Genomic DNA, 12,647 nt, shown 5'->3' with positions numbered 1-12,647 from the left:
AAAAAAATTCAACATTGGTAAAATAAATTCAATATTTGCATATTTTTTTTGCTAAATTATTCTAGCTATTTGATTTTCAACCAAATAATATTTAAATCAAAATTTTATTTTATTTTTTTATATTTTTATTCACCATTATTGAAATCAATTTTATATTTTTGAATCAAAGTAAAAAATCACACCAAATCATGTTAGGAAAATTCAAGGCTGCAACCGTACAAACCAGCGCAGTATATTTTGACATCGAAGCGACCATTGATAAAGCCTGCAATTTGATAGCAGAAGCAGCAAGCAATGGCGCCGAACTAGTAGCATTTCCAGAAGTTTTCATTTGCGCTTACCCATATTGGAATTGGATTATGAATCCGGTAAAGGGCAGCAAATGGTTTAAAAAATTATATGAAAACTCTATCGCCATTGACGATCCGAGGCTACAAAAATTATTTGATGCCGCAAGACTCAACAACATCAATGTCGTTATCGGAATTAACGAAAAAGAAAACAGAAAGACTGGTACTATATATAATACCAATTTGATTATCTCAAACGAAGGTCAACTTTTGGGAAGGCACAGAAAGCTGGTTCCGACTTGGGCAGAAAAGCTAACTTGGACTGGTGGCGACGGTTCTTCTCTTAAAGTTTATGACACTTCCGTTGGCCCATTAGGAACTCTGGCGTGCGGAGAAAACACGAACACCTTAGCCCGTTTTGCTTTAATTTCTCAAGGAGAACTGATCCATATCGCCAACTACATCAGCCTTCCTGTAGCACCAGTTGACTACAATATGGCTGAAGCTATAAAAATTCGTGCAGCCGCTCATTCGTTCGAGGGTAAACTTTACACCATTATCTCTTGCAGTACAATTAATGAGGATATTATTAAACTTTTTGAAGAAGAAAATCCAGAATGTCGATCATTATTCCAAAGAGAAAACTCTGCATTTTCAGGCTTCATCGACCCTAACGGGCAAGTTATTGGCGAACCATTAATTGACAAAGAAGGCATTGCTTACGCTGAAATAGACTTATCCGCTTGCATCCAACCAAAACAGATGCACGACATTTTGGGTCACTATAACAGATTTGATATCTTTGACTTTAAAGTGAATACCACACCCCAAACTCCTGCTCAGTTTTATGAAACAATTGAAGAATTAGATCACAATAAAAATCAAACTTATGGAAACTAACTACAGCGATGACATCTATGGTAGAGCTAAAGTAAAAAGCTCCGAAGAACTAGAAATATACTATAAAGAACTACAAGATATGGACACAGGCGCGTTATGGACTGTTGCCAACGATATCGAACCATGGGAACCACATACCATTTCCGCCCCTATGTTTTGGAGCTACGAAAAGTTACGTCCATTTGTCTTGGAAGCGGCACGTTTGGTAACTCCTGGCGAAGCAGGCAGACGCGTTGTTTATCTTCAAAATAAGAATAGAATCAAGGAAAAAGCCGCTGTCGGACTACTCTATGCCGGCATCCAAATAACGCAACCTGGCGAGTTCACACCCGCGCACCGCCACGCAGCATCTGCGCTTCGTTTCATCATGGAAGGCGCAAAAGGCTACACTATTGTTGACGGCAACAAAATAGAACTAGGCGTTCGCGATTTTGTGATTACACCAAATAGCGCATGGCATGAGCATGGCGTAGAAAAAGATGGACAAACCTGCATTTGGCTAGACGGCTTGGACATTCCGATGATTAACGCTTTCGAAGCAAATGATTATGCTGTATTGGAAGAAGAAGCTGGCGGACAAGATTTGGTTGTCGCAGAAAATTATTCACCAATGAGCTACTCAGGTGCTGGCGTTATCCCAATAGACCGAGAATGGGACAAACCTTACTCACCATTATTCAAATATTCTTGGGAAAATACACAAAAAGCTTTACAAAATTTAGCTCAAGTTAGCGAAGGCACAGCTTATGACGCCTACATCATGCGATACGCCAATCCTCTAACAGGTGGACACCCTATGCTAACAATGGGCGCTACTATGCAAATGCTAAAACCTGGACAAAAAACCAAAGCCCACAAACATACCGGTTCTTTTGTATTTCAAGTTGCACAAGGCCAAGGTTATGTTATCATAGACGGCATTAAATATGAGTTTAAAGAAAAAGACACTTTCTGCATTCCTTCTTGGCTGTATCACGAATTCGCTAACACATCCGAAACAGAAGAGTTGTATTTATTCTCTTTCAATGATTTACCAACCGTGGAAAAATTAGGTTTTTATCAAGAAAAAGCACACCCAGAAGGACACCAGCAATTAAAATAAAATATAAAATTATGAAATTAGTAAGTTTTAGAAGCGATATCGAATCAGAAATCAGATTAGGAATTGTACACGAAGATCTCATTATTGACATGGAATCTTGGGGCATCGAAAACGATCTCGACCTACCGTCAACAATGCTGGAATTTATTGATCTTGGACCAGCAGCAGTAAAAGCTGTAGCAGAAACTTTAAAAAATATCGAGGCTAGAAGCTTGGTGGCAACAAGCATCCCTTTATCCAACGCAATTATTACCGCCCCAATACCGAAACCACGCAAGAATATTTTCGGAATTGGACTTAATTACACAGAGCACGTAGCAGAATCCGCAAGAACACTCGACACCTCAAAAGATCTACCACAGAAATGTGTTATCTTCTCAAAACCACCGACAACAGTTATCGGTCCAGGTGATGCTATCAAGCACAATGAAAATGTTACCAAACAAATGGACTGGGAAGGCGAATTGGCCGTTATCATGGGCAAAAAAGCAACACAAGTTTCAAAAGAAAAAGCTCTAGATTACGTATTTGGATATACTATTATCAACGACATCAGTGCAAGAGATTGTCGCCGTTCTGGACAATGGATTGTTTCGAAAGGTCAAGACACCTATGCCCCAATGGGCCCTTATGTAATCACAGCTGACGAACTAAGCAATCCTCACGATTTACAAATTACAACGAAAGTAAATGGCGTTGAAAAACAAAACGGGAATACAAAATTCATGTTGTTCAATGTTAACGACATCATCGAAGACATCAGCGAGTCTATAAGCCTTGAACCCGGCGATATCATCGCAACAGGAACTCCCGCAGGTGTTGGCGCAGGTCGCGAGCCTCAAGAATTCATGTGGCCAGGCGACGTTGTAGAAATCACAATTGACAAATTAGGAACTTTAAAAAATTACATTGTTAAAGCTTAAACCATGGCAAAGAAATTAAATTACCGTATTGGACAAATCGTGCCAAGCTCGAACGTAACGATGGAAACAGAAATCCCTGCAATGTTTAGACTTCGCGAAAGCATTTTCCCTGAACGTTTTACATTTCACTCTGCAAGAATGCGAATGAAACATGTTACCAAAGAAGAACTTGCAAAAATGGACGCTAATTCAGACTTATGCGCTTTAGAACTTTCTGATGCTCACGTAGATGTTATGGGTTACGCCTGCTTGGTAGCTATCATGTCTATGGGAAAAGGCTATCATTGCGTTTCTCAAGAGCGTCTTTATAAAAAAACAGTAGAAAACGATTATCCAACACCTATCGTAACTAGCGCTGGCGCATTGATAGAAGGCCTTACAACATTGGGCGTAAAAAACATCGCTGTGGTTGCACCTTACATGAAGCCTTTGACACAAATGGTTGTTGAATATATAGAAGACCAAGGTTTCACTGTAAAAGATTGGATCGCACTAGAGGTTTCCGACAATCTGGAAGTTGCAGCTTTGGATCCGGAGAATTTAAAAGAAATTTATAAAAAACTAAATCTCGACGGTGTAGAGGCAATCGTACTTTCAGCTTGTGTCCAGATGCCATCTTTGCCATCGGTACAATTTGTAGAAGACGAATCTGGCTTACCAGTTATTACCGCCGCAATCTCTACAACCTATAGAATGTTAAAAGAACTAGGACTCGAAGCAAAAGTTCCTAATGCAGGCGCTTTACTTTCAGGAAAATACTAAAAACAAAAGGCTTTACGGAAAATGTAGAGCCTTATTATTTAATTATAATAAAACTGGCATTAAAATTATTAATTTTGTAAAAAGTTTAGAATCACATGGAGGAAGGCAAAAAGAAAAGAGGCATACAATCAATTAATGTTGGCTTTTCTATATTAAAAGCATTAATGCAATCTCAATATCCGTTACCGTTAAAAGAAATTTCAGAGCAAATTGGACTTTCCCCGAGCAAAATCCACTCTTATCTTGTCAGTTTTCAGGAAGAAGAAATTGTACAACAAAATCCCGATACTGGCTTTTACAGCTTGGGCACTTCTTGTTTGAAACTCGGACTTGCCTATCTCGACCAATCCGATCTTGCAGAACTTTGCAAACCCCATATGCGTCAACTCGCAAACGACTTGGGACACACCATATTTTTAGGCGTTTGGGGTAACCGCGGCCCAACCATTATCTATAGATTGGACGGCACATATAGCGAAACTTTATTTGATTTAAGAATCGGAAGTGTATTACCTATTCTCACCTCAGCAGTTGGTAAAAACTTTGCGGCACATCTTCCCCATAGCTCAATGATGCCGATGATTATCGAAGAAATCAAGAGCAACAAAGGAGAACTTGACCTGGAAAACAATCTTAACAAAGTGAAAGAAATGCTTGAGACCGTTAAACAAGACGGCATCAGCCAAGGTCGCGCAGAAATCTTATCGGATCTCACGGCAATTTCGGTTCCAATTTTTGACTTTTCCAACACCATGATTGCCGGTTTAACCATTATGGGAAAAATCGGTGGACTCGACGACCGCATCAACGGAAGCGCCGCAAAAATGCTAAAACAAGCTGGCCTTGAAATCTCTCAAAAAAGAGGCTATCAACCCCCGGAATAATTATCAAGATTTTAAAATTAAAACTTCCCATGCTTCTTCAATTTTGTTCTGAAGCAGGAAGTTTTGCGCTTTTTTATGATGGTCAACATCGGAAGAAAACAGAGCTTCAGGAAGCGCATCGATATTTGCCAACATTCCTAGATCGTTTCCGGTAAAAACTTTACTACTTCTCAATTCAAAAGGAAGATTATTAATACCAATATTTTGATTATTTGGTCGTGGCACTTTAAATAAATTTTGATCATTATTTCGCGAATACCAATCGCCACCCAGCCGCGCCACCAAATCTAGTTTAGCCTGATCAATTTTTCCATCCTCTCCAAAGCATTCATCTTTAACATGCACTTTTAAAACTTCACAAATAATAAGATTGCCAGCGCCAGCATTTTCACCAAGCGGTTTCACTTCAAGAACTTTACATTCAAAATTAACTGGACATTCTGCGATAAGTTTTGGTTTTACAAGGTCAGCGTCCAAAGTTGTTAAATCCACTTTTTCAAACTCATTAACCTCGCGACCGAAAGGCGCCGACGCTAACGAAATTTGTTGAACAATATCAAAATTAACCAACCCGATCACAACTTCGGGAACTTCCAAAATATTCCGTAAAGAGTCTTTATTAGGATCGCCTTTTCCTTGTCGCAATGGCGAAAAAATCAGTATCGGCGGTTTTGCACTGAACATGTTAAAGAAACTGAACGGCGACAAATTGCAATTTCCTTCCGAGTCGATGGTGGAAGCTAACGCAATAGGACGCGGCGCAATCGCATATTTCATAATATCCTGCATTTCGTAAGTCGAAATGTCTGTGGCTGCAAAACTTTTCATTCTTAGAATTTTAAAATTTAATTTAATAAATATTGTAAAAAAATAGTGTTTAATCCTTCTCAAAAATACTAATAACAATCAAGATTTCCGATGTTTTAGATCCAATTTTAAACATTAAAAATCCATACTCCTTTAATCATTAGAAAAGATCAAAATCTCGGTTTCAATAATTTGGCAACCGTAGCCGTCCAGCCACATTGATGCGACGCGCCAACACCCCGACCATTGTCACCATGGAAATATTCGTAAAACATGATGTAATCTTTGAAATTCGGGTCTTGATTGAATTTTAAATCGCCACCGTTGAACGCGCGATTTCCATGCTTGTCTTTCAGAAAAATATTGCACAATCGTTGTGAAAGCCCTTTAGAAACCTCGTTAAGATTAACGACATTTCCAGAAGCTTTCGGAAATTCTACCTTCAGATTATCACCATAAAAAAAATGAAAGCGTTGCAGACTTTCGACAATTAAAAAATTTATCGGAAACCATATTGGACCTCGCCAATTCGAATTTCCGCCAAACATCCGACTGTCGCTTTCCGCGGGAAGATAACCTACTTCGTAATGATGCCCTGCAATACTGAATTTGAAAGGATGTTCTTCATAAACTTTTGACAGGGCGCGAATTCCATAATCACTCAGAAATTCTTTTTCGTCCAACATTCTGTCCAAGACTTTTGTAAGACGCGTTTTCCGCATGATACTCATCAAATGTTTGTTACCTTCGCCCTCAACATACCATTTGGACACCAATTGCGTTAAATCTTTTTTGTTGTGTAGCACCCAATCCATCCTTTTCCTAAAATTAGGAAGCTTTTCTAGCAAACTATGCTCAATAACCTCAACAGCAAACATCGGAATTAAACCAACAATACTTCGAAGTTTTAAATTAACGCTGGATCCATCTGGCAATTGTAAAAGATCATAAAAGAAGCCATCGTCTTTATTCCAAAGTCCATTGGTTTCGTTTCCTATATTTTCCATAGCTTCCGCGATGTACAAATAATGTTCGAAAAACTTAATCGCCATATCTTCATAAACTGGATTGTATGTCGCCAGTTCCATCGCAATACGCATCATATTAAGCGCATACATCGCCATCCAACTCGTGCCATCCGCCTGCTCAAGATATTCACCTTCGGTGAGTTTCATATTTCTATCAAATGCGCCGATGTTATCCAAGCCAAGAAATCCACCACCGAAAATATTATTTCCATTCAAATCTTTACGATTAACCCACCAAGTGAAATTTAATAACAGTTTCTGAAATACACTTTCTAAGAAGAATAAATCAGGTTTTCCATTATGTTTTTCATCAATCTTAAAAACACGAAACGTTGCCCATGCATGTACAGGCGGATTGACATCACTGAAATTCCACTCGTAGGCTGGTTGTTGTCCATTAGGATGCATATACCATTCTTTGGTCAGCAACAAAAGTTGATTTTTTGCAAAAAGAGAATCTATCAAACTAAAACTTACGCAATGAAATGCCAAATCCCACGTCGCATACCAAGGATACTCCCATTTGTCGGGCATCGAGATAACACCTTTGTTGTGCAGATGAGGCCAATCATGATTTCTAATATAGCCTAAACGCTCAACAGGATTATCTGGATCGCCTTTCAGCCATTTCCCGACGTTATAATGGTAAAATTGTTTGTTCCAAAGTAGTCCCGCGAAAGCTTGTCGCTGGACATTTTTTTCATCTTCACTTTTTATATCTTGTTGAATATGGGCATAAAAATCATTGGCCTCCTGAATACGGCGATTGAAATGCTCTTCGAAATCCCAAAAGGCATCTTCTAGAATATGTGGCGACAAACGAAATTCAAAAATTTTGTTGGCTTTTGCTGGTATAAGTTCTTCGCAACGAAAAGCCGCTTTGGTTCCTAATTTCTCAGGATTTACAGAAGTTCCGCCACGGAGGATATAATCATTAATCCCATCTTTATAAAAACCACCGTCGCGGGTTTCCTCGAAGAGTTTCGGCCTATTGGTTTCGTTTTCACAAAACAGCGCTTCTACATTTTTATTCCTGGAATAAAGCTTCTTCAGCGGGATACTATCATGATGAATATCAATTTCGCCTTGTTTAGAAAATTTTAATTGAGCTTTGTAATCGTTATAACCCCATCGCCAATTATTACGATACCAAAGTGTTGGCAAAACAACCAAAGGCGCATCATTATCACTACGATTATGAACATCAATTCTCACCAAAAAATCATCTTCTCCAACTTTAGCATATTCTATAAAAATGTCAAAATATTCATCATTATCAAAAATACCTGTATCGATAATTTCGTATTCTCTTTCCTTATTGGTTCAGTGTGCATTGGTATTAATTAAATCCTCGTATGGAAAAGCATTTATAGGATATTTGTAAAGCATTTTCATATAGCTGTGCGATGGTGTATTATCGAGATTATAAAAAATCTCTTTAATATCTTCACCGTGGTTGCCTTGGTAATTACTCAACCCAAAGAAACGCTCTTTGATAATTGCATCTTTTTTGTTCCAAAAAGACAAGGCAAAACATATCAACTGCCTGTCATCAGAAATTCCGGCAATGCCTTCTTCCGCCCACCGGTACGTCCAACTTTCGGCATTATTGTGGTTTGTAAATCCCCACGCATCACCATTATTACTATAATCCTCGCGAACATTTCCCCATTGGCGGTGACTAACATAAGGTCCCCATTTTTTCCAATTCGGATTATTTATTCTTTCAAATTCTACCATTTGCTATTATTTTTATCAAAATATTTTATTTAAAATGATAAAGTCTCACTAACAAAATTACAAAATGTGGCGTTCTCAAAACATTAAATTTTATCATAATAAATATGTTTAAAAAAAATTAAAAACCCCTACTCAACAAAATCAGAAATCAGAATATTTTCAACAAACACTTCAAACAAAAACACTTTACCCATAAAATTTTCTAAAATATTGTTATTTTTAGATTTTTTTATTAGAAATTAAAATTTAGTTGCTACATTTGCACAAGCGTTCATTCACATATTGAAAATGTTATCCAGAAAGGTTGAGGGACTAGACCCTACGAAACCTTGGCAACCCTTTGCGAAAGCGAAGAAGGTGCTACGTTCTACCAAAATATTTTGGACAGATAACAACTGAAGTTCTTTTTTCAGCCATTCTCAACGGCATTTTCAATGTAATTAAAAACATCATCAACATTGAAAAAAGAATTATTAACAATCCCTATCAATTACAAAACACTTTCAGGAAAACACTTTGAAATTCCTCTTAGCTACGAAGTCTTTGGCAAAACTCTCGGCACTGCGCCAATTGTATTAGTAAATCATGCCCTAACTGGAAACTCAACCGTTTCTGGAAGCAAAGGTTGGTGGAAAAATATCATCGGAACCCAACAGATTATTTCAACTAAAAAATACAGTATTCTTAGCTTTAATATTCCTGGCAATGGTTACAACGATTTTTTTATCGAGGATTATGAAAGCTTTACAAGTAAAGATATTGCAAATCTATTTTTACTTGGATTAAAACATTTAAAAATCCAGCGACTCCATAGTATTATTGGAGGTTCTCTAGGAGGTTCTATTGCTTGGGAAATGTTAGCATTACAACCAAATCTTGCCGAAAACTTCATCCCAATCGCCTCCGATTACAAAACCCACGATTGGCTTTATTCACAATGCTTGGTACAAAAGTACCTTTTAGATTCCACAGAGAAGCCTTTAGAAAAAGCCCGCGTACACGCCATGTTATGTTACAGAACGCCAGAATCTCTTAATGAAAGATTTAATAACAAAATACTTCCAGAAAAATCCATGCGCGAATCAGAAGATTGGCTTATCTATCACGGCAAAAAACTAAACGAAAGATTTAGTTTGAAAGCCTACAAGCTCATGAACCAACTGTTGATGACTATAGATACGGATGAAAAATATTTAAGAAAAATCAAAGCCAATATCAACCTCATCGCTATTAATACAGATCTATTTTTTCCAGCATCTGAAATTAAAAAATGTTTTGAAAAAATTAAAAAAGACAAAAAGGATATTTTCTACGACGAGATCGTATCCAGCCATGGCCACGACGCTTTTTTAATGGAATACAAACAATTACAAGAACTTCTAAAACCTATTTACTAAACATCATGACAGATCAACCCTCCATCAATATATACAGAAAAAAAGCCTTAGTTAATTTTGAAGGCAAGGACTTCCTGGGTCAAATTGGTATCGATTCAAGAATTTTTAACACTTTAAACAATGGCGGCATCAGCGTTGGCGTGATTTCTCAACAGGCTATAGAAAATGGCGTGTCGGTTTTGGTCGATGAGAAAGACGCAGAAGCGGCTGTAACATTGCTTTCCAAAGAATTTAAACATGAAAAAAACACGGGCATCGTTAGCAATATCTACAGCATTGATAACCTTTGCGTACTCGGTTTTGTATCGGAACAGAATGCCAAAATACTATCCGAGCTTCAACGTAATAAAATCTTCCCTTTATTACTAAATCAAGCATCATCAACTGGTCGCGTCAACATTGTGGTGACAGATAACCAAACGGAAATTACCCAAAACATCATCGAAACCGAGATCTTTGGAAAGCCAAAAGTGGTTCATCTGGCTTTAATTGGGCATGGAAATGTTGGTTCTACTTTAATTGAACAGATTTTAGATTCGGCCTATGACATTTTAACAAGAAAAAGAATTGACTTAAAAATCATTGCAATTTGCAATTCAAAGAAAATGGTATTAAATAAATCTGGATTCAGAAGCGATTGGCGACAAAAAATCAATTATTCAAATACAGAAACTAATATTCAAGACATTATCCATTACGCCAAAGATCACAATCTAGAAAACCTTGTTTTGGTGGACAATACGGCTAGCAAAGATTTTGTTAAAAATTATACAGAATTTGTGGACAATGGTTTTGATATCGTTTCTTCTAACAAAATTTTCAACACATCTTCGATTTCCGACTATCGAGATTTCAGAAACATTCTTGCTAAGAATAACAAAAAATACTTATACGAAACCAATGTTGGAGCAGGTTTACCTTTAATTGACACCATTAAGCTTTTACATCTTTCAGGAGAAAATATCACAAGAATCAAAGGTGTTTTTTCGGGAACTTTGAGTTATGTTTTTAATCAGTTTTCAGTTCGGGATGAGAAATTTTCAAGCATTGTGAAAGAAGCAATGGACAAAGGTTTTACAGAGCCAGATCCTCGTGAAGACCTTTCTGGAAATGATGTTGCAAGAAAACTGTTGATTTTGGCGAGAGAATTAGATTTGGTAAACGAATTTGAAGATATCAACATCAAAAACCTCGTTACAGAACCGCTTCTTCCAATTTCTAAAGATGAATTTTTATCGAGAATTGAAGAATTAGATGAGGTTTTCCAAAAAACGAAAGATGAGCAAGAACCGAATCATGTTCTTCGTTATGTTGGAGATTTGCATGGAGATTTGCAAAAAGACAAAGGCGAACTGGACGTGAAATTAATTTCCGTTCCTGCCAATTCCGCATTGGGACAACTAAAAGGTTCTGATTCTATTTTTGAAATCTATACCGAAAGTTACGGCGAAAATCCGATTGTAATTATGGGAGCTGGTGCTGGAGCGAAAGTTACAGCACGTGGCGTTTTCGGAGATATTTTAAGATTGAGTGAAACAAAATAATTTAGATAATATAGCAATGTAAAAATGTAACAATAGTTCATAAAATGGTAGACTAATAAAACAATGAGTACCGACAATCAACAACCAACAACTGATAACCACTTCGAAACCCTTGCCGTTCGCACCCAAACCGAACGTACGCAGTTCGATGAGCATTCTACGCCGTTATATCTTACATCAAGCTTCGTTTTCGAAGATGCCGAAGATATGCGCGTAAGCTTTGCAGAAGAAAAAAACAAAAATTTGTACAGCCGATTTTCTAATCCCAACGTAACTGAGTTTATTGATAAAATTATAAAAATGGAAGACGCAGAATCTGGTTATGCTTTTGCAACAGGCATGGCGGCAATTTATTCCACGTTTGCAGCTTTGTTGAATTCTGGCGATCATATTGTAAGTTGCCAGTCGGTTTTTGGTTCAACACATACTTTATTCAAAAAATATTTCCCAAAATGGAATATCGAAACCTCCTATTTCAAAGCCGAAGACGAAAAGAATGTTGAAAAATACATTCAACCCAACACCAAAATTCTTTATGTTGAAACACCCACCAATCCTGCGATTGAGATTTTAGATTTAGAATTTTTGGGCCAAATTGCTAAAAAACACAATCTTTTATTTATTGTAGATAATTGTTTTGCAACGCCCTATTTGCAGCAGCCCATTAAGTACGGAGCAGACGTTGTGGTGCATTCTGCAACAAAATTAATGGATGGTCAAGGTCGAGTTTTAGGCGGTGTAGCGGTTGGGAAAGCGGATTTAATTCGTGAAATTTATTTGTTTGCGAGAAACACGGGACCCGCAATGTCGCCTTTTAATGCTTGGGTTTTGAGTAAAAGTTTGGAAACTTTAGCCATTCGAGTTGAGAAACATTGCGAAAACGCATTGAAGGTCGCTGAATTTTTAGAAAATCATCCTCATGTTGAGTTGGTGAAATATCCGTTCTTAAAATCGAATCCAAGTTATGAAGTTGTCAAAAAACAAATGAAATTAGGTGGAAATATCGTGGCTTTCGAAGTAAAAGGAGGTATTGAAGGCGGTCGAAATTTCTTGAACAAAATAAAAATGTGTTCCCTTTCAGCCAACTTGGGCGACACCAGAACCATTGTTACGCATCCCGCATCCACAACACATTCCAAACTTTCTGATGACGAAAGAAACGAGGTGGGAATTACTTCAGGATTGGTGCGTTGTTCGGTTGGATTAGAAAATGTAGAGGACATTATTGCGGATTTAAAACAAGCTTTGGATTAATTTAGTTATGGGTTAA

The 12,647-nt window shown here is 37.5% G+C and carries 11 protein-coding genes and 1 riboswitch; of the genes, 8 read left to right on the top strand and 3 right to left on the bottom strand.

What is annotated here, in order from left to right:
- Positions 1–188 precede the first annotated feature (188 nt).
- The 5 genes from ACVFVN_RS02360 to ACVFVN_RS02340 all read left to right on the top strand — a co-directional run bounded on the left by ACVFVN_RS02360 (position 189) and on the right by ACVFVN_RS02340 (position 4,861).
- The gene (locus tag ACVFVN_RS02360; RefSeq protein WP_456234019.1) at positions 189–1,190 is read left to right on the top strand and encodes a carbon-nitrogen hydrolase family protein; all 1,002 of its coding nucleotides are present in this window, start codon (positions 189–191) and stop codon (positions 1,188–1,190) included.
- A complete protein-coding gene (locus ACVFVN_RS02355; RefSeq protein WP_165135514.1) occupies positions 1,180–2,292 on the top strand; it encodes a cupin domain-containing protein in 1,113 nt (370 codons plus the stop codon). Before ACVFVN_RS02360 ends, ACVFVN_RS02355 begins: the two co-directional genes overlap by 11 nt.
- An 11-nt stretch (positions 2,293–2,303) precedes the next feature.
- The gene (locus tag ACVFVN_RS02350; protein WP_165135511.1) at positions 2,304–3,215 is read left to right on the top strand and encodes a fumarylacetoacetate hydrolase family protein; all 912 of its coding nucleotides are present in this window, start codon (positions 2,304–2,306) and stop codon (positions 3,213–3,215) included.
- Positions 3,216–3,218: 3 nt separating this feature from the next.
- Entirely contained in the window at positions 3,219–3,977 is a 759-nt protein-coding gene (locus ACVFVN_RS02345) for a maleate cis-trans isomerase family protein (RefSeq protein ID WP_456234018.1), read from the top strand.
- 95 nt (positions 3,978–4,072) lie between these two features.
- On the top strand, positions 4,073–4,861 hold the full coding sequence (locus ACVFVN_RS02340; protein ID WP_456234017.1) for an IclR family transcriptional regulator: 789 nt from the start codon (positions 4,073–4,075) through the stop codon (positions 4,859–4,861).
- A gap of 3 nt (positions 4,862–4,864) precedes the next feature.
- On the opposite strand, the gene ACVFVN_RS02335 is transcribed toward ACVFVN_RS02340, so the two are convergent.
- From ACVFVN_RS02335 to ACVFVN_RS02325, 3 genes are all read right to left on the bottom strand, one after another.
- On the bottom strand, positions 4,865–5,689 hold the full coding sequence (locus ACVFVN_RS02335) for a flavin reductase family protein (protein ID WP_456234016.1): 825 nt from the start codon (positions 5,687–5,689) through the stop codon (positions 4,865–4,867).
- Between the two features lie 149 nt (positions 5,690–5,838).
- A complete protein-coding gene (locus ACVFVN_RS02330) occupies positions 5,839–7,911 on the bottom strand; it encodes an MGH1-like glycoside hydrolase domain-containing protein (RefSeq protein WP_456234186.1) in 2,073 nt (690 codons plus the stop codon).
- 108 nt (positions 7,912–8,019) lie between these two features.
- The gene (locus tag ACVFVN_RS02325; protein WP_456234015.1) at positions 8,020–8,436 is read right to left on the bottom strand and encodes a hypothetical protein; all 417 of its coding nucleotides are present in this window, start codon (positions 8,434–8,436) and stop codon (positions 8,020–8,022) included.
- A 288-nt stretch (positions 8,437–8,724) separates the two neighbouring features.
- Positions 8,725–8,831, top strand: a riboswitch (SAM riboswitch).
- Positions 8,832–8,894: 63 nt separating this feature from the next.
- On the opposite strand from ACVFVN_RS02325, the gene ACVFVN_RS02320 reads away from it, so the two are divergent.
- The 3 genes from ACVFVN_RS02320 to ACVFVN_RS02310 all read left to right on the top strand — a co-directional run bounded on the left by ACVFVN_RS02320 (position 8,895) and on the right by ACVFVN_RS02310 (position 12,631).
- A complete protein-coding gene (locus ACVFVN_RS02320; protein WP_456234014.1) occupies positions 8,895–9,833 on the top strand; it encodes an alpha/beta fold hydrolase in 939 nt (312 codons plus the stop codon).
- A gap of 5 nt (positions 9,834–9,838) precedes the next feature.
- A complete protein-coding gene (locus ACVFVN_RS02315) occupies positions 9,839–11,377 on the top strand; it encodes an ACT domain-containing protein (RefSeq protein ID WP_456234013.1) in 1,539 nt (512 codons plus the stop codon).
- A 63-nt stretch (positions 11,378–11,440) separates the two neighbouring features.
- On the top strand, positions 11,441–12,631 hold the full coding sequence (locus ACVFVN_RS02310) for a trans-sulfuration enzyme family protein (RefSeq protein ID WP_456234012.1): 1,191 nt from the start codon (positions 11,441–11,443) through the stop codon (positions 12,629–12,631).
- Positions 12,632–12,647 lie beyond the last annotated feature (16 nt).

It is taken from the genome of Soonwooa purpurea (assembly GCF_053891095.1).
This window is presented reverse-complemented; position numbering and strand designations above follow the sequence as displayed.